Source organism: Priestia sp. TRN 1309, assembly GCF_050846875.1.
GTDB lineage: Bacteria > Bacillota > Bacilli > Bacillales > Bacillaceae_H > Priestia > Priestia zanthoxyli.
Genome location: NZ_JBOZGM010000001.1, coordinates 1,019,895 through 1,036,623 on the forward strand (window position 1 = coordinate 1,019,895; position 16,729 = coordinate 1,036,623).

24 protein-coding genes are annotated in these 16,729 nt (G+C 35.9%); 17 read left to right on the plus strand and 7 right to left on the minus strand.

The window, feature by feature from the left end; genetic code table 11:
* Positions 1-284: 284 nt before the first annotated feature.
* Positions 285-650 (plus strand): cupin domain-containing protein, encoded by a 366-nt coding sequence (locus ACRPLQ_RS05460; protein ID WP_432235769.1) that lies wholly within the window; start codon positions 285-287, stop codon positions 648-650.
* Between the two features lie 27 nt (positions 651-677).
* Here ACRPLQ_RS05460 and ACRPLQ_RS05465 read toward each other — a convergent pair whose 3' ends face one another.
* Together ACRPLQ_RS05465 and ACRPLQ_RS05470 are read right to left on the minus strand one after the other, a co-directional pair.
* Positions 678-1,451 (minus strand): Cof-type HAD-IIB family hydrolase, encoded by a 774-nt coding sequence (locus tag ACRPLQ_RS05465; protein WP_165636402.1) that lies wholly within the window; start codon positions 1,449-1,451, stop codon positions 678-680.
* A gap of 14 nt (positions 1,452-1,465) precedes the next feature.
* Complete coding sequence (locus ACRPLQ_RS05470; RefSeq protein WP_165636403.1) at positions 1,466-1,636, minus strand: hypothetical protein; 171 nt, start codon at positions 1,634-1,636, stop codon at positions 1,466-1,468.
* A gap of 114 nt (positions 1,637-1,750) precedes the next feature.
* Here ACRPLQ_RS05470 and ACRPLQ_RS05475 point away from each other — a divergent pair, with 114 nt between their 5' ends.
* Positions 1,751-2,248 (plus strand): hypothetical protein, encoded by a 498-nt coding sequence (locus ACRPLQ_RS05475; protein ID WP_165636544.1) that lies wholly within the window; start codon positions 1,751-1,753, stop codon positions 2,246-2,248.
* A gap of 62 nt (positions 2,249-2,310) precedes the next feature.
* On the opposite strand, the gene ACRPLQ_RS05480 is transcribed toward ACRPLQ_RS05475, so the two are convergent.
* The gene (locus tag ACRPLQ_RS05480; protein WP_047750364.1) at positions 2,311-2,511 is read right to left on the minus strand and encodes a hypothetical protein; all 201 of its coding nucleotides are present in this window, start codon (positions 2,509-2,511) and stop codon (positions 2,311-2,313) included.
* 168 nt (positions 2,512-2,679) lie between these two features.
* Here ACRPLQ_RS05480 and ACRPLQ_RS05485 point away from each other — a divergent pair, with 168 nt between their 5' ends.
* Both ACRPLQ_RS05485 and ACRPLQ_RS05490 read left to right on the plus strand, forming a co-directional pair.
* Positions 2,680-3,087 (plus strand): DUF1878 family protein, encoded by a 408-nt coding sequence (locus tag ACRPLQ_RS05485; protein WP_165636404.1) that lies wholly within the window; start codon positions 2,680-2,682, stop codon positions 3,085-3,087.
* Between the two features lie 57 nt (positions 3,088-3,144).
* Positions 3,145-3,402, plus strand: a complete 258-nt coding sequence (locus ACRPLQ_RS05490) for a hypothetical protein (protein WP_033580206.1) — start codon at positions 3,145-3,147, stop codon at positions 3,400-3,402.
* Between the two features lie 560 nt (positions 3,403-3,962).
* On the opposite strand, the gene ACRPLQ_RS05495 is transcribed toward ACRPLQ_RS05490, so the two are convergent.
* On the minus strand, positions 3,963-4,244 hold the full coding sequence (locus ACRPLQ_RS05495; protein ID WP_033580207.1) for a DUF4190 domain-containing protein: 282 nt from the start codon (positions 4,242-4,244) through the stop codon (positions 3,963-3,965).
* Between the two features lie 292 nt (positions 4,245-4,536).
* Here ACRPLQ_RS05495 and ACRPLQ_RS05500 point away from each other — a divergent pair, with 292 nt between their 5' ends.
* The 8 genes from ACRPLQ_RS05500 to ACRPLQ_RS05535 all read left to right on the plus strand — a co-directional run bounded on the left by ACRPLQ_RS05500 (position 4,537) and on the right by ACRPLQ_RS05535 (position 8,908).
* Positions 4,537-4,827 (plus strand): hypothetical protein, encoded by a 291-nt coding sequence (locus ACRPLQ_RS05500; protein ID WP_154973883.1) that lies wholly within the window; start codon positions 4,537-4,539, stop codon positions 4,825-4,827.
* Positions 4,828-4,848: 21 nt separating this feature from the next.
* Positions 4,849-5,613 (plus strand): membrane protein insertase YidC, encoded by a 765-nt coding sequence (yidC, locus tag ACRPLQ_RS05505; RefSeq protein ID WP_432235770.1) that lies wholly within the window; start codon positions 4,849-4,851, stop codon positions 5,611-5,613.
* Between the two features lie 55 nt (positions 5,614-5,668).
* A complete protein-coding gene (locus ACRPLQ_RS05510) occupies positions 5,669-5,908 on the plus strand; it encodes a hypothetical protein (RefSeq protein ID WP_432235771.1) in 240 nt (79 codons plus the stop codon).
* 274 nt (positions 5,909-6,182) lie between these two features.
* On the plus strand, positions 6,183-7,034 hold the full coding sequence (locus ACRPLQ_RS05515) for an ABC transporter ATP-binding protein (protein ID WP_432235772.1): 852 nt from the start codon (positions 6,183-6,185) through the stop codon (positions 7,032-7,034).
* On the plus strand, positions 7,035-7,688 hold the full coding sequence (locus ACRPLQ_RS05520) for an ABC-2 transporter permease (protein ID WP_154991961.1): 654 nt from the start codon (positions 7,035-7,037) through the stop codon (positions 7,686-7,688).
* A gap of 240 nt (positions 7,689-7,928) precedes the next feature.
* The gene (locus ACRPLQ_RS05525; RefSeq protein WP_432235773.1) at positions 7,929-8,234 is read left to right on the plus strand and encodes a hypothetical protein; all 306 of its coding nucleotides are present in this window, start codon (positions 7,929-7,931) and stop codon (positions 8,232-8,234) included.
* A 166-nt stretch (positions 8,235-8,400) separates the two neighbouring features.
* The gene (locus ACRPLQ_RS05530; protein WP_432235774.1) at positions 8,401-8,586 is read left to right on the plus strand and encodes a hypothetical protein; all 186 of its coding nucleotides are present in this window, start codon (positions 8,401-8,403) and stop codon (positions 8,584-8,586) included.
* Positions 8,587-8,698: 112 nt separating this feature from the next.
* On the plus strand, positions 8,699-8,908 hold the full coding sequence (locus ACRPLQ_RS05535) for a hypothetical protein (RefSeq protein ID WP_098627614.1): 210 nt from the start codon (positions 8,699-8,701) through the stop codon (positions 8,906-8,908).
* 566 nt (positions 8,909-9,474) lie between these two features.
* On the opposite strand, the gene ACRPLQ_RS05540 is transcribed toward ACRPLQ_RS05535, so the two are convergent.
* Complete coding sequence (locus ACRPLQ_RS05540) at positions 9,475-10,521, minus strand: 2,3-butanediol dehydrogenase (RefSeq protein WP_367077901.1); 1,047 nt, start codon at positions 10,519-10,521, stop codon at positions 9,475-9,477.
* Positions 10,522-10,648: 127 nt separating this feature from the next.
* On the opposite strand from ACRPLQ_RS05540, the gene ACRPLQ_RS05545 reads away from it, so the two are divergent.
* The 3 genes from ACRPLQ_RS05545 to ACRPLQ_RS05555 all read left to right on the plus strand — a co-directional run bounded on the left by ACRPLQ_RS05545 (position 10,649) and on the right by ACRPLQ_RS05555 (position 13,952).
* Positions 10,649-11,551 carry a LysR family transcriptional regulator gene (locus ACRPLQ_RS05545; RefSeq protein WP_028414635.1) on the plus strand — a complete coding sequence of 301 codons (903 nt, stop codon included), beginning with the start codon at positions 10,649-10,651 and terminating at the stop codon, positions 11,549-11,551.
* A 46-nt stretch (positions 11,552-11,597) separates the two neighbouring features.
* On the plus strand, positions 11,598-12,227 hold the full coding sequence (locus ACRPLQ_RS05550; RefSeq protein ID WP_367077904.1) for a hypothetical protein: 630 nt from the start codon (positions 11,598-11,600) through the stop codon (positions 12,225-12,227).
* Between the two features lie 462 nt (positions 12,228-12,689).
* Positions 12,690-13,952, plus strand: a complete 1,263-nt coding sequence (locus ACRPLQ_RS05555) for a SulP family inorganic anion transporter (protein WP_154973874.1) — start codon at positions 12,690-12,692, stop codon at positions 13,950-13,952.
* 72 nt (positions 13,953-14,024) lie between these two features.
* Here the strand turns inward: ACRPLQ_RS05555 and ACRPLQ_RS05560 are convergent, their stop codons facing one another.
* Together ACRPLQ_RS05560 and ACRPLQ_RS05565 are read right to left on the minus strand one after the other, a co-directional pair.
* Positions 14,025-14,969 carry a phosphotriesterase family protein gene (locus ACRPLQ_RS05560; RefSeq protein ID WP_367076979.1) on the minus strand — a complete coding sequence of 315 codons (945 nt, stop codon included), beginning with the start codon at positions 14,967-14,969 and terminating at the stop codon, positions 14,025-14,027.
* A gap of 215 nt (positions 14,970-15,184) precedes the next feature.
* The gene (locus tag ACRPLQ_RS05565; RefSeq protein WP_260506246.1) at positions 15,185-15,691 is read right to left on the minus strand and encodes a cytochrome c biogenesis protein CcdC; all 507 of its coding nucleotides are present in this window, start codon (positions 15,689-15,691) and stop codon (positions 15,185-15,187) included.
* 255 nt (positions 15,692-15,946) lie between these two features.
* Between ACRPLQ_RS05565 and ACRPLQ_RS05570 the strand changes: the two genes are divergently transcribed.
* Together ACRPLQ_RS05570 and ACRPLQ_RS05575 are read left to right on the plus strand one after the other, a co-directional pair.
* A complete protein-coding gene (locus ACRPLQ_RS05570; protein ID WP_224980337.1) occupies positions 15,947-16,393 on the plus strand; it encodes a helix-turn-helix domain-containing protein in 447 nt (148 codons plus the stop codon).
* A gap of 44 nt (positions 16,394-16,437) precedes the next feature.
* The gene (locus ACRPLQ_RS05575) at positions 16,438-16,665 is read left to right on the plus strand and encodes a hypothetical protein (protein WP_098113691.1); all 228 of its coding nucleotides are present in this window, start codon (positions 16,438-16,440) and stop codon (positions 16,663-16,665) included.
* Positions 16,666-16,729 lie beyond the last annotated feature (64 nt).

A 16,729-nucleotide genomic window follows, 5' to 3' on the forward strand; every position in this document is an offset into this window, starting at 1 on the left:
TACCAACGTACTCAGGCCTTTTAGTTTTACCTCTATTTGTTTGTAATTGTTACAATGGATACAACAGGTAAATGAAAGGACTGGTAAAGGAGCAGCTGGCCACTTCTTACCATAAGGGTGGTTATTAATTAAATCGTATAATACATAATGATTACCTTCGTTTAAAATTAGAAATAATAAGAACAATTACTTTCAATACCTATGGTGAAGTCTCTTCCTTAATCGTCTAAAACTCAATGAAATAGGTTTAAAGATTTAATTATAAATAAAAGAGGTCACGCATATTGAAAATCTATACATGCAGCAAAAAAAACGGCAAAAAAGTAGAAAAATATCAGTCGCATTTAGCTACTTACGTAAAAATGATTCAAACAAACGAAGCGGCTACGATTGGCTATATGTATATAGATGGAGAAGGAACAGTAGGACATCACCCAGCGCCTATACCTCAGCTGTTTATCGTAGTCGAAGGTGAAGGATGGGTAACAGGAGGAGATCAAAAACGAGTATCCATTAAACGTGGAGAAGCGGCGATGTGGGAAAAAGGAGAGTGGCATACGTCGGGAAGTGAAGAAGGCATGGCGGCCATTGTCATTCAATCCGAGGCTTTACAACCCGAAGAATTTATGGAGGTAAAAGAGCATGCTTAGATAGAGTTATCCAAGCATGCTGATTTTTTATAGAACTTTAAACTTTTTAAGAGCAAATTCAATACCGTCTTCACCCGATTTCTTCGTGACAAAATCAGCGGCGTTTTTTAACTTATCAGATCCGTTGCCCATCGCAATTCCAAGGCCGGCTAATTCTATCATATCAATATCATTTTCTCCGTCTCCGAATGCAATAGCCTCGGATTGATGGATGTTAAAATAGTCTAAGACCTTCAGGATAGCTACCGATTTTGTAATTTCTTCTTGAAGCACACTTACGATAAAAGGGTGCCACCTTTTAAATAGTAACTGAGGAAACTGCTGTGCATAGTGCTCGGCGGTTCTATCATCGGCATATAAGCACATTAAATAAATATCTTCATCATAAATACGCTCATTCATTTGAGGATAATCACTGAGCGATAGCGTTTCCTTCAGGGCTTTTAAAATATTATCATCTTTAATCCCGTTCATGCTGAGCTCTTTTGTATAAAACGAAAGACCGTGATTTTGCGAGGCTGCGTATTCAAAGACTTCGCGCGCAACGTCCTTATCCATGGACAGCTTATGAATAACTTTTTCATCGTGTACAGTAAACGCTCCGTTCGCGGTAATGAGCGTATCTATACCTAATTCTCTAATTTCTTCACAGAGAGATAAAGGCCTTCCGGTAGCGGCTACGATTTTTAATCCTTTGTGCTTTAAACTTTTTACAATCTCTCGAGTTTTGGTGGAAATAGTCCCGTTTTCGTGATGCGTAAGGGTTCCATCTACGTCAAAGAATACAATTTTATAACTCATAGTAATCTCCTTGTTTAAACAGCTTTATCTTTTTTTACATTTACAAATAATAGCGCACAGACTAAAATAGCTGCTGCATATAAAAACGCTGAAACAACCGGTTTATGTAAAAAAGCAGTATGATTGTATGACGAGTCATACAAATAAAGAGCCGCTAGAAATAGAAAAGGCAATAGTTTTTTCATGTTGTCACCTCCTGGTTTTATTATACATATTTTCCTTGTATTTGTATGTAATCTTAATAAGAGTGATAGAATAATAGTATTTTACATAAGCAAAGAGAAAGAGAAGTGACGAATATGACTGTACATCACTATATAGGATCTCCTTATGAATTGCCTACAGGAAGTTTTGGCACAAAAGAAACGCTGGTGCCTTTATCCGAAGTTTCTTCCTTTAATCGAAATTCAAAGAAAGAAAAGATAATTACAATCTATGAAAAAGAAGAAGATGCGTACGGTATTAGTGTTAATCGTTTAACCGACGGGTATAGCGACATCAACCACGTATTCACCTTGCCATATATCTATGAATTATCTTGTGATACACATCCTAAATCGATAAGAGGGCTGTTTACTTATATTGAAGAACAGCTGATAGAGGGCTGTCACATGGAATTATATTCATGCTTAGACGGTGATGAAGCGGATGAAAAAGATTTAAGTCTAGATATGAGTATTAACTTAAAAACGCTGTATTTTGGAAAGTATTATAAATTAGACAAAAAGAAGTATATCTATGAATTAGGGGAAATGTTCAAATTTGAAGACAAACAATTTGTAGTGGTGGTGAAATGAGGGGATTAGCCTATAACCTTTAAATAAGAGTTATAGGCTAACCAGTTTAGGCAGACTAATATTTATAAAAAAGGCTTAATATACGGAAGGCTCAAACCAAAATAAATAACAAACGACATAAGCAAGTAACAGCCAATAACACTTCTTCTAACGGGTGTAGAAGCTTTCTTCAACCAGCCCCAGTGCTTATCTTCATAGTCAAAAATAAAGTAATCTAAAATGATGGATAGCGTGATAATAACTGCAATTAGTAACAGGCCCATATGTATCCTCGCTTTCGGTTTATGAAATTATTACCATTTATAACAATATACCTTATTATTCCATTCATTACAAAGTAATTTTCTATAAACGGTTTATTGACACTACTAGATTATGGTAAAATTCACAGAGTATAGTAGGAACATTTTTCAAAGAAAGATGGGAAGAAGTTGGATGTCGTAAAAGAAGTGAAGCTATTAAAATATCAAATGAGTCTCATGAAGCACATGATGAACGCAGAGGAACATCCTTTTTTTATGTTTGTGATTGATCATGAATTTGAAGAAAACCAAGTAAAGGCATTTTTAAACATGCTAGGTGTGTTTAGCTGTCGAATCAAAGGTGAAGACATTTCTACCTTTTATCAAAATGATCAGCTGTTCTCTCAATTTAATCTTCCGTTGGATAAATTATATGCGTCAGAACAACCAACTTTAGAGGAATTAAAATCGGTTGTTGCTAAAATCTTTTATCAGGAATTTGAACTAGAATATTTATTGTGCAGTTTAAAGAAGCAGTGTATTCAAATGGAAGTGTGTGACTTTTTATTGCAGCGTTTAAAAATAGATTTGAAATAAATAATCTAAGAGTGTGTTTAAACGTGGAAATTTTAAAAGTAGAGGAGGATAGGTGAGATGGCGCGAATTATTAATTTCTGGTCATTTATCTTTACGCTACTGTGCGTTGGTTTCTTTTTCATCGCTTTTTATTATCCAGCGTTATTGAATATCAATCTTTGTTTAGCAATTATTCTATTTTGTATTGGTATCGCAGGGTTCTTTGGAATAATCAATTGGGTATCGGCTCTGAGAAGTATTTTGACAGTAATAATTAGCGGTGGATTAATCCTAGTAACAGGGTTTATTATCTTTACCGGCTATCTTTTTTCATAGCTCGTACATAAGAAGTACAACGATGAAATTATGAATCGTTGTGGATAAGAACTTTTGTGGTGTTTACTTTGTCATTGACTTCATACAGCTTTTTAACGTATAAAAGAGGGCTACATCGTTATCCCTCTTTTAAGTAAGCTTGTTAAGTAACCAGCTGTTTTTTAACTCATTTATTTACATTCAAAAGAATAATCATTGGTAATTGAATTATGTATTTCTACTATGGCTTCTCCGCCGTTATCATAACATTTTGAGGTCAAAGTTTTTATTTCTGTACTATTAAAATAGCTAGAACAGTTAATCAACACAGAGATTACTAGTAGTAAAGTAAGTAGAACAATTATGATTTCTTTTATTCTAGATTCAACGATAGATTTAATTTTTCATTCTCCTTTGCAATTTACATTAAAAGCTATAGACGTAGTAACAATGAGTCAGAACGTTTAAATTTCAAGAGCTTGATTTTCGGATAGTCGAAAATCAAGCTTTTATTCTTTCATATAGAAATTTCAATAACCCTATCTAAATCCCGATTTTCTTACATTTTTAATTGACCTGTTTTATTCATAGTCAACCGTTGTTCCTCCAAACATAAACGTAATAATTCCTAATATAAAGAGTAGCTGAGAAATCATGCCTACTATACTGCAAATCAGACCGGCAATCGCGAGTCCTTTACCGCTTTGATTCGTAGCAGCTATTTGATTAGATGCTTTTTTGTAGAAGATAATTCCAATAATCCCTGTAATAAACCCAATGATTGGAATGAAAATAGATACGATACCTAGAGTTAGAGAAACAATAGAGTTGGTGTTTACTTGAGGTTTTGTATTAGTTTCCAATGAATTCACTCCCTATGAATTATATTTTTTGATTATACCATAAAAAGGAATAATATCCTTTTTACTAATAAAAGTAGAAATTTTTAGAATTATATGTGTCTCTGTATATTTTCTATGCGTCGTTTTATTAAAGGTAAGATGATATGTACAAAAAGAAACTTATTCTTTGACGTTCCTATAAGGAAATCGACTCTGTAGAGTATATTTACTGAGATAGCAGATTCTGCGCCATAAAATCAATTAACCTAAATTAAGGAAAATATGATACAATAATCCATGAGGATGTGAATAAATGGAATTGTTTATACCGGATGCTTTTCTGTATGTGTCATTTGCGATCATGACGGCCTTTTTTGTACATGCGGCTATTAAACTAGCTACCTTTCAAACGCTACATAAGCATGTTTGCCTGCAGCAAAAAGACATGTATCTCATACAAAACGTAAATCTGTTACGCGCTCAGAATCTCATATACTGTGTGTATCATAAATTTAAATTTATACATTCTGTTCACAGACAAGAAGCAATAGGTGAACAAGATGATGAAGGTCCACATTCGCCAGTATTTTTTTCGTTTAACTAAAAAAATACTGGAGGAATATAAATGTTAAAACATAAAAAGAAGCTTTTCTTTATCTTTGTTTCCATTTTTCTACTTGCCGGATGTGATTCAGCAAACGTGATTCAAAGTTCGCACACTCACTTTTTTGATCACTATTTTATTTATCCTTTTTCACTGCTCATTTTGTTTGTAGGAAATACGTGGCTTCATCAAAGCGTTGGCTTTTCAATTATGCTTGTGACGGTGGGCGTACGTATGCTGCTGGCGCCTTTAAACGTTCTTCAATATGAAAATCAGCTGAGCAATAAACGTATACAGCCTCAGCTTCAACAGCTAAAAGAGAAGTACAAAAATAAAGATCCTGAGAGTCAGCAGCAATATCAGCGTGAAATGATGGAACTGCTTAAAGAAAATGGAGCCAATCCTCTTATGGGCTGCCTTCCTTTACTTGTCCAGCTTCCGGTCTTTTCAATTGTGTACTACGCGATTAGACGAATAGATGAAATTAGCGCATCATCTTTTTTGTGGCTTGACTTAGGACATGCGGATCCGTATTTTATTCTTCCGATCGTTGCAGCGGTTGCTACGTACTTACAGGGAAGAGTTATACAAACAGGCGTAGAAGGAATGAATTCATCCCACGCACTGCTAGCCCAAATTCCTTCGCCTGTCATGGTCCTTTCATTTGGGATATTTTCACCGTCTGGTCTCGTTTTATACTGGATGACAGGCAGTTTGTTTATGATCTTTCAGTCTCTTGTATTAAAGAAGGTTTTTCAAGAAAAGGCAGTGCTTGAAGCAAAATGAATAAATTAAAAGGTTGCTTTGCTTGAAGCAGCCTTTTAATGAAAGGAGGGGTACAGTGAAGAAATACATCATTTCATTCGGCGTAACAATTGGCACGATAGCACTTTTATTTTTTATTGGCAATACCTTTCATATTTCGTTACTTTCAGTTCAGTGGCTTTATGTAAATGAACCGGAAAATTTTCAAATGGAAGCAAAAGGCGGTTTGATACCGGTAACCGTTGGACTTATTCTTGGTTTTATAGCAGACTACGTATTAAGTGAAAAAGAAAAAAAGCAGCGTCATCAATTATAGTGAAGGAAAAGGATCTTTTATGGGAGATCCTTTTTTTATTTGTGATTTGGGTAAAAAGGTAAGGCAAGAATAGTACAGGCAGATGTTGTCATACATATTACGGTCATAAAAAATGAATGAGTTAGAAACAAAGCTTTATGTTATCATCGACTTTTTATAGTTTACTAGCTATAATTGGTAGTGAATCGTCATTTTTGTAAAAAAAAGGTGATATTACAAATCATCATAGCGATTAGATTACACTAACTACTAATAGAGAAAGTGAAGTGAGCACATGACAAATCTTTTAGAAGTTAGAAACATGGCAAAATCGTTTGGCCGAAATGAGGTTTTAAAAGATGTTTCTTTTCATGTTCCTCCTGGGTCGATTGTTGGATTTATTGGTGATAACGGAGCGGGGAAATCTACGACGTTTAAAGCAGTGTTAGGACTGATTTCGAGAGATAGCGGTACGGTCGAAATATTTGGTGAAGACAATTTAAATAAAGATGCGACGATTAAAGAAGACATTGGCGTCGTGTTTGACGCGATTAATCTGCCGGTTTCTTTAACAATAAAACAGCTAAACAACGTTTTTAAGAAGCTATTTCATTCTTGGGAAGAAGCTGATTTTTACCGACTGATTCATTCTTTTTCACTGCCGGAAGATAAAAAAATACATACGTTTTCACGAGGCATGTCAATGAAATTATCTCTAGCGGTAGCGCTGTCTCACGGTGCTAAACTATTGCTGCTAGATGAAGCGACAGGAGGACTTGATCCTTCGTCTAGAGAGGAAATATTAGATGAGTTAAAAGCTTTTGTGAGCGACGGTAACAGCGGAATACTGCTTTCATCTCACATTATGAGCGACGTTGAAAAAATAGCTAGTCACCTTGTTGTGATTAAAAACGGTGAAATTTTATTAAATGAAGAAAAAGAGAAAGTGTTTGAGGAGTACGCAATTGCCGTTATGAACGAAGAGCAGCTAAACGTACTTCCCGAAGAGATAGTAGTAGCAAAAAGAACGTATGATAAATCTGTCCATGTACTCGTATCAGCTAAACATCAGCTGCCAAGTGGAACTGTAACTGAACCGATGTCGATGGAAGAACTAAGCGTGCTTTTAACAAGGAGTGAAACGTAAATGAAAGGTCTATTGTTAACGAATTACTACCTCATTCACCGAAGCTTTTTGACGTACACAGCGCTTGCCATAGTTATTTCTGCGGTCATCTTTTATTTTGCGGATCCTTCATTTTACCGTATTATAGCTATGTTAATTATTTTATTAATGGCAATGCCCGCGCTTGAAGTGATCAAATTAGAAAGTAAGACCGGCTATGACAAATACGTGCTTACCCTTCCAATTAGCCGAAAAAATGTGGTGCAAAGCCACTATGTTTTTTACTTTTTAATTGTCGTCATCGGAACCATCCTGTCCTATGGTGTTTTCTCAATGTATTCGCTTATTTCTAAGAGTGCAGTAGAGAATATAGTAAATATCGTTTCATTTGGTACATTTATCGTCCTTTTTGCCGGTGCACTTGCTTATCCGCTTCTTTATGTATTCGGAGCAGAGAAATCTGACGGAATAGTACTTGGAGGGGGAATGGGAGGTCTTTTCGTTGCGATTGCTTTACAAGGAGTTGTTGGGTATATAGTTGAAATATTAGCAGCATCCAGCTTACCGATCGCTTCTTCTTTGCATGTTCCTATCTTATATACTCTCTTTGGAGTGGTGATGTATATTGCTTCTTACTTTATTGCGCTGTCTATCTACCAAAAGAGAGAATTTTAGTGTGAATTGATTTTGAAGTAAAGACTACAAAGCGTTCTTTAAGGCTATTTATCAACCAATAGTTCAAATAAAAAAACAGCCACAACGTTTGATAAACCAAGCAAAGAAGACCTCAAAAATATAACCGATATTATTGGTGATAAAGCTTAAGTGATGGGCACTTTTAAAAAAGTTAATTGTGTCCTCTAAGCACATGTATTATAGTAAAAGATGCAGTTTTAAAATGTGAAAGGAGACTATATGGGGAATTTGTTTAAACGGGCTTCAAACGTATCAAAAACCGCTTTTATTGCTACACTGATTTTGTACATAATTATTGTAGCGTGTTTTATTCCGTCAATTGTATTTTCAGGAGCTTTCTTTGCTATAGTAATTAAAATAGCAGCAGCACTTTTAATCTTAGTAACAATCCTAGGAATGATTTATTCGTGCTTCATTAAAGGCGGCCAAAAATTTCTTTTTTTACTGTTACATGCCGCTTCTTTATTGATTGTTTTGTTTAGTATCTCTGCTTTTATGCTCGCTAAAAGCGCTGAGTTGACATAGTGAAGAGGAATTACATATGCAAAAAGGCAGGAGAAATCCTGCCTTTTTTATTTTTGTATGATTTCAAGAGGACTCGTATGTTCTGGAGAGGCGCCGCTGACTATTTGGCTAAACTTGTTTAACAAGAAGAAAAGAAGGAAAAGGAAGAAAAAGGAGATGTGATAATTTGGAAATGATCATAGCTGTGACAGCGGGTATGGGTTTTCTTTTATCTTTTTACCTTTTTTATTTTTACCCTGTTATGAGTGAAAGAAAGGGGAAACCTTTGAGTGAAAGCCAAACCTATATGATAAGAGGGCTAGCCGTAATCGTTCTTTTAGCCGGCGCTATAACGGGAAGTCATTTTACCTAAACAGGATTGTGCTATTAATCGGTGCATCTCTTAATCTGAAAAATGCTGACAAATAAATCGTATGCTGAGACTATCAAGCTAGGTGGGGTGAAAAAGAGGGGAGGCTAATACAATGAAATGGTACAAGCATGCGCTCATTCCTTTAGCTATAGGCCTTTTAAGCTTTGTGTGTTTTATCATTTATAGTAAGGCAGCGGCAAATCCGAGTCTTCAGCTGAACCAGTCGCTGTTTATTTCGATTGGTATAGGTATTGGAGCAGTTCCAGTATCCTTTTTTGTAGAGTATCAAAAGAACAAAGAAAATAAAAAGTTTCATAGCTGAGTTGTTTGCCGAATGTCTCTTAGATCTTGAGTTTGTTGAAATGGATGTGATAATCTGTTTATTCTTGTGAAGATTGGTTTGTTTGCCTTCGTTATTTTACTTCACATTGCCTTTCGAAAACTGGTTTTGTATGCCCATAAAAAACAAAAGACATCTCCAAAAGAAGGACGAAGGATATTAATAGGGGGAGTTTTGGTTATTTTGATTATCCTGTTATCCATTTTAAACTTTTTAAAGTATTATTATGGTGGTTAAAAAGGGCGGGCATATGTATTTTATATCTGTCTGGTCCTCGTCAATTAACCCATTGGTACGTCAACACTAGACTAGAAAAGTTTTTTAGGTGATCAATTCTGTAATCCATGGGATTCATGTAACCAAGCGTCCCACGGATTCAAATGTAATTAAGTCAATGGGCATCGTTATGTAGTTGACTCGTTCATTCTTCTAAACTGTCAAATTGTGTTGGTGAAATTTTACACATCTCTCGGCTGGACCCGATTAAAGAAATAAAAAGCCACTAATTACGATCAGTGGCTTAGAGAAATCTTCATTGTTGATGATTGTTATTGCTGTTCCGATTTAACCAGAATTTTAACTTGGTTTTTTTCTTTAATCAGGCTTTCAAACCCTTCTTCAATTATATCGTCTAGAGCTATCTTTTTCGTTACTAACTTTTCGGCTGAGAAGTAGCCTTTTTGCATAAGAGACAATACTGCTGGGAACACGTTACGATAGCCAATGATTCCTTTAACAGTTCGTTCTTTAATTACAATATCATTCGGTAGAATTTCTGCTCCTTTTTCCCATATGCTAACGATAATCGTTTCTCCGCCAATTCCCGTAGATTGGATGGCTTGACGTAATACAAGAGGTACGCCTGTTACTTCAAATGATACATCTACGCCACCGTCAGTTAATCTAGCAATTTCGGCTACCGTATCTTCAACTTCAGCAGGATTAATGATGATGGCTCCTAATTCTTCTGCTTTCGCTTGTCTTTCTGGAGATAATTCAACTGCATAAATATCAGTTGCACCTGCTGCTTTCAACGCTTCAATGACAAGAAGTCCAATTGGTCCACATCCAAATACAGCAACTTTGTCTCCGGCTTTCACTTTACTTGAACGTACTGCATAAAGAGCTACTGCCGCTGGTTCTACTAGAGCACCTTGTTCATAAGATAAATCATCTGGAAGTTTGAATAAAAGTTCTTCGTCTACTGCGACATATTCACTAAGACCGCCACCGCCTCCGGCTAAACCTAAGAATCCCATTTGTTCATCTAGGTTATAAGCGCCTTGGTGTCCATGTGTAGCAAAGATTGGCTCAACAACCACACGATCACCAACTTTATAATGGGTTACACCTTCTCCAACCTCTACTACTTCACCTGAGAATTCATGTCCAAGCGTCACTGGAGCAACCTCATTAGTGAGAGGGTGCGGTTTATCAACTGGAATAAAGATGGGACCACCTAAGTATTCATGCAAATCACTACCGCAAATTCCACACCATTTAACTTTCATTTTTACCTGACCAGCCTGTACAACTGGTTCATTTATTTCTTCAAGACGAATATCTTTTTGATTATGCCATCTTAGCGCCTTCATATACTCCATCTCCTTGTGTCATTTCTTTTACTATATCTATCAGTATACAACCAGATATACTTATGGTAAATTTAGTTAATATTAACGATTGTTAAGTAATACTTAACTAAAAGAAAAAGAGGGCATTATGAATATTGAACAATTAAAACATATAGTGGAAATAGATAAAACGGGTTCACTAAAAGAAGCAGCTGGTAACCTGCATATTACGTTACCTGCATTAAGCCAATCTATAAAAAATTTAGAGAAAGAACTAAATATAATGATTTTTCATCGTTCCAGAAGAGGATCTATTCCAACTGAAGAAGGTCATAGGTTAATTGAAAAGGCCAGCGCTGCTTTATTGAAAATTCAAGAATTTATGGATGAAGCAGAAGCGTATACAAATACAATGAATGGTGAAATAAAGATTGCAACCTACCCAGGACCAATGGAGATTCTCGTTCGCTTAATAACAGAAATTAAAAGAGAATATCCGAACATAAAGGCTTCTGTCTATGAAAATAGCACCGAGTATATTATAGATAAAGTTCTAGATGGGGAAGTAGATGTAGGTTTCATTACTTATACAGAAAAAGAAGAAAAAAAGTATCGGAACTTGGTATTTAAAAAGTTATTGGATGGTCATATGGTAGCTGCAGTAAATAAGAAGTCGCCATTAGCCAAACAAACACTCATTACTGAAGAGATGTTAATTAACCAGCCAATTGTTTTATATAACGACAAGTATATTCAGGAATTTATGAAAGGTTTTAGTTCACTGCCATGTGATATCTTGTTTACTACCAATAATGTAGATACAATTCGTCATACATTGGAAAATAATACGGCAATAAATATAGGATTTGACTACGCATTTAAAACAGATGCTGGTTTATCTAGAAGTGATCAATATGTAGTCGTTAACTTTGCTCCTCCGCACTATAAAACTTATTCTTTTGGGTATTTTTATAACGCCAATAATGGGCTTTCTAGAATAATAAGAGAATTCTTAAAACGGATTCACAGAACTATAGTAAATAATGAATGATAAAGAGTGAAGGTTAAAAAGAATTATTTCAGAGAGAGGGAAATATGTGAAACGTCATTTAACTTTGCTTTTATCGTTATGTAGCAGTTTGTTCATTTTTTTATTGTCCCTGTTTCAATGGGATTTAGATGATCGTATAGGGAAATACGTAAGTCCATATATATGGTTATTCTTTGTCCTTCCTTTCTTTTTATTACTAACGCTGTGGACATTGATTTATCTCTTTAGTAGTAGAAAGTGGCTACCACTGGCTATTCAAGTGATAACCGTTGTGCTGTGGTTCTTCATTCCGTTTGAGCAGCTTAATTTAGACATAAACTTTAAACTCCATCAACAGAAAAGAGAAGAAGTGGCAGCTCACATACAAAGTGGCGTCTTGAAAGCTGATGGAGTCGACTACCCATCGCTCATTCCTTTCTCCAATGAACCCGACAACTCATCGCTAATTGATCTACCGAAAGAGTATGCGAGTGTGTCCAGAGGTCGAGATGATGTTGCAGTAAAAACCAAAGGAAAGGCAACCTCCGTACTTTTCTTTACAAGCAGTGGACTATTCGGCCATTTCTCGGGTTTTGTGTATGACCCAAAAAACCGTAAACCTTCATCAGGCGATTTTGGGATGAAGTTTGATGAAATAGAAAAGATACAAAAGAATTGGTATTATATATCTTATTAGTAAAAACAGGGGCTTTGAATTATGATTCAAAGCTCCTGTCTTTTAGTGTTCACGTTTGTAATTAATTGGCCTTATGTAACCGAGCTTCCTATGAATTCGAATATAGTTAAACGAATGGAGGTAGGCGTGTCGTCTACTTAAACTTAAAGATTTTTAAACACAGCCTGTCCACATCCATTCATTCTATCGTTACTATAGGGTCTAGTTATCTTGCTTTATTTACAACAAAGAACCGCAGTTTATCTAAAAAATAACTAAAAGAATAAAAAGTAAGAATTTTTAAGAAAATTTTAATAACTGTCTAAGAAACTTCTAATTTCCTCTTTATTTTTTTGTAAGTTGTCTCCTTTAAGATAGAAGTAATCGAGTAGCCCACCTTATTTTGAGAAAGCTCAATAAGGTTGTATGACGAAAATACGAATGGGTAACCTCACTACTTAAAATGGAGGCTGATGTACACTTATGAATCTAGAGGTTTTTCGAAATTACTCCTTGCAGCACTTGAAGAAAGATATACTATCGGGTATTGTTGTTGGCATTATAGCTATACCTTTAGGGTTAGGATTTGCGATAGCTTCTGGAATATCGCCTGTTACAGGACTTTATACGACGATTGTAGCGGGATTGTTAATTGCTATTTTAGGTGGATGTAGGTTTCAAATCGCTGGACCTACGGGTGCGTTTGTTCCTGTTTTATTAGGAATTGTGTTGCAATATGGCTATGAAAACTTATTAATTGCCGGCTTTATGTCAGGGATTCTCCTCATTATCTTTGCGCTATGCAAAGTAGGAGCTTTAATCAAGTATTTTCCATCATCTATTATTGTAGGATTTCAGTCAGGAATTGCGCTGATTATCTTTATCGGGCAGATACCAAACTTCCTTGGGCTGCACGCGATTGACAAATTTCAATTTTTTCATTTGAATATAAAAGAGATTTTTGGTAATTTACCCTTCATCAACATCTATAGTATCGCTACAGCAGGATTGTGCTTAGCTACGATTTTAATTGTTCTTTATTTTTCACCAAAGTCGCTTGGGATGTCCTATTTACTTGGAATCATTGTATCAACGGGCTTGGCATCTTTTTTCTTTTCCAATCAGTTTGAAACGATTGGTTCGATTTACGGAGAGATACCTCGTCATTTTCCGGCGCCAGCGTTTCCAGATATAACAGTGGAGAGGGTGGTCACTCTTTTACCTTCTGCATTTGTCATTGCTATACTTGTAGGGCTACAGTCTTTACTGACAGCTCGCGTTGCGGATGAAATGACAAAATCAAAGCACAGCAGCAAAAAAGAACTGATTGGCCAGGGAATCGTAAACATGGTAACACCGATGTTTTCAGGTATTCCTGCGGCAGGAGAGATTGCAAGAACCGTTACCAATATTAAAAACGGCGCTTCATCTCCAATTGCAGGAATCACGCACGCTATCTTTGTGTTGATTGTGCTGCTAGTGCTTGCTCCGTATGCTTCATACGTAGCGCTTGCCAGTCTCGCCCCAGTTTTGATGGTCGTAGCGTGGAATATCAGTAAAAAAGAGCAGTTTGCAAAGGTGATAAAAGAAAAATCGTTTCATTCAGTGGTTTTACTTACGACATTTTCGCTAACGGTGTTTACAAACTTGACGATAGGAATCGCCGTTGGATTATGCCTGTCGGGTGCCCACTTTATGATAAAAAAGAGCAAAGAAAAGCAGAAATTATTAAGAAAAACAGGTTAACGTAAAGTAGAATAATACGCGGAAAACCCCCACTGTAAGCTTGCACAGTGGGGGTTTTTTATAATATTTTAATTACTTTCCTTCAAACCAGCAGCGGGCGTTATCAAAAAGCATATGCTGAATCTGCTGTTCCGTTACGCCTTTTCTTTTTAACTCAGGCACGACTTCTTCTAATACAAAGCTCATCGACCATTTTGGAAAACGTTCTTCAATCACGCCTTCTGGAAACCAGTCCATTGTACAGCAGTAGTCTTGTGAGAGAAACATGCGGTTTGAATAGCCTTGTTTAGCCAATTCAATGACCGTTTCATTTCTATTTTCAGTTGAACATTCTCTTGTCAGGCCGTAGCGGTCCATACCGATAAAGGCACCTTGACTTAATATGTTTGAAATATACTCAAGGTTATCCGTATCTCCCGTATGTCCAATCAGAATTTGATTTGGATTAGCGCCTTCATCGAGTAAGATGTCCAGCTGCTTTAAGCCTGTGCCGCTTGCAGGATGTGAATGAGTCATAATTGGCACGCCCGTTTTTTTATGAGCTCGTGCGACAGCGCGCATTACTTTTTCTACATCAGCCGTTACGCCAGGTGCATCCGTAGCGCATTTTAAAAAGCCTGCTTTAATCGATGTGTTTTGAATGCCGACTTCAATGTCTCGAACAAACAGGTCTGCCATATAGTCAATGCTACGAGTTTGAAAGTGAGTAGGGATGTAGTTATACGTATAAATTCCTGTGGCTGCGATGATTTGAGTATCCGTTTCACGGGCAATTCGCTCAATAAAACGAATATCGCGTCCTTGTTCCATCACCGTAGGATCACAGATTGTTTTGACTCCGAGCGCCTTCGCACGATTTACTTGTTCGACTGCTTTTGCCACTTCTTGTTTCTCATCATATAAATGAGGAAACTGTGCGTGAACAGATTCAGAACGAACGCGCATATGCTCATGGATTAGTGTTAGCCCTAGTTCTGACGTGCTGACTGGGCCTGTTACAGAATTGATAAATGTCATAGTATGATTCCTTTCATAATCTACCTGTAAATCAAACAGCGGATGATTAGGTACAGTTTTCATATAATCTGTTTTTATATATAGACTTCTGTTATAAAAAACACATATTGCATTATACAATATATATGTTGTCTTACACAACACGCGAGACTTTTACTCACTATGACAAAAAATCCTTCTTTCCAAACAGGAAGAAGGATTAGTTATATTGATGATTACCCAGCATTTACACTGTAATTATCACCATTTAATTTACGGAATTTTAAATAGCTGCCAACTCTCCAAATAACAATATATATAAAGGCTAGCGTCATCGTTAAGACCGCGAAGTCTATCGAATCTAACCCTTTAAAGTACTGACTCAAAGCCATTCTTATGAAGATAATAGCAATAATCACATATTTAAAATTTTTATTTGGCTTTGAATAAATGAAGCCGTCTTCTCTTACTTCATAGTCTGTTTGGCTAAGCATAATAAGTCCAAACATAATACCTAATACACCAGCAATCAGCATTTCCCAGTAGGGTGGTAAGTGAAAGGGCTGGCCCGGTATGTGCATCAGTTGACTTAGACTAAGAGAAAATGCAATTAATATGAAAAAAATAGGTGCTAATATACCAAGTCCATTCTTTTTAATGGGCTTATTTTTCTTTTTCATCTTTCTCCAAATAATGAATCCAATAAGAGCGATAACAAATAGATAAATCAGTAGCATTTCCATCGTCAGTTTGCCTCCTTTTTTATTTCTACGTTCGTACAATCCACTATTTAGTATAAACAATAAAAGGATGAAGATAAAAGTGCATTCTTTCATTTTTTACACATGAGAATTCTCACTATTTTTTAGGGGTATCGTTTTATGGTTTATACGTCTCATTACTGTTTCTTTCTTTTTTACCACAATATGTTAGAATTGTAGAAAACGAGAAAACGTAGTGCAAACAAATTTTGTTTACAAGCTGCCACAGTTATAGAGGTGAATGAGTTGAGGCTAGGAAATCAATTAAAAAAATTAAGAGAAGAACAAAAAATGTCAGAAGAAGAGGTTGCTGAACAGCTGAGTGTATCGGTACAGCACATACATAAATGGGAAGGTAATCAGAGCTACCCTGATATCCAACAACTTTTAAACTTAAGCGACATCTATGGAACAACTATTAATGAGTTTATTAAAAATGATGCTGCGTTACAAAACAGAATAAACATTCAGGAAGAAGAAAAAGAAGACGACGATAAGCTGCTTCACCCAGGCTTTTATATCGGAATTGGCCTCATGTTTTTTGGGAATTTTCTGAGTCTCATCATCGGCAATCTTATGATTATGATGGTGACAAACATCGCTGGAATGTTAATTATCTGTTTTTATAAAGAAATCTTAAAGCTTTTGAAAGGTGTCAAAAAAGATTTTTATGAACAGAAATAAAAAACAATGTTATGTAATAACACAAAAACGATGAGGTGTACAAGGTGAAAGAGTTAAATTTAAATTTTATGACCATCTCTTTTTTATGTTTAATCAGCTATTACTTATTTCGAGTGGGAGCATACGCTTTAGCGAGAAAATATGTAGATAAAACGTCTGAGGGAAGTGTTTTGAATTGGGCTGTAAATGTACTCGTGAGAGGCGATAAAAAAATGGAGTTCAGTGATTACGTCACATGGGCAGGTTTTTGTGCATTTTTGTACCTTGTGTAATCACAGTAAAAAAGGAGGAACGATCTTCTTATTTTAAAAGGAAGAAGCGTTGCCTCACATGGTC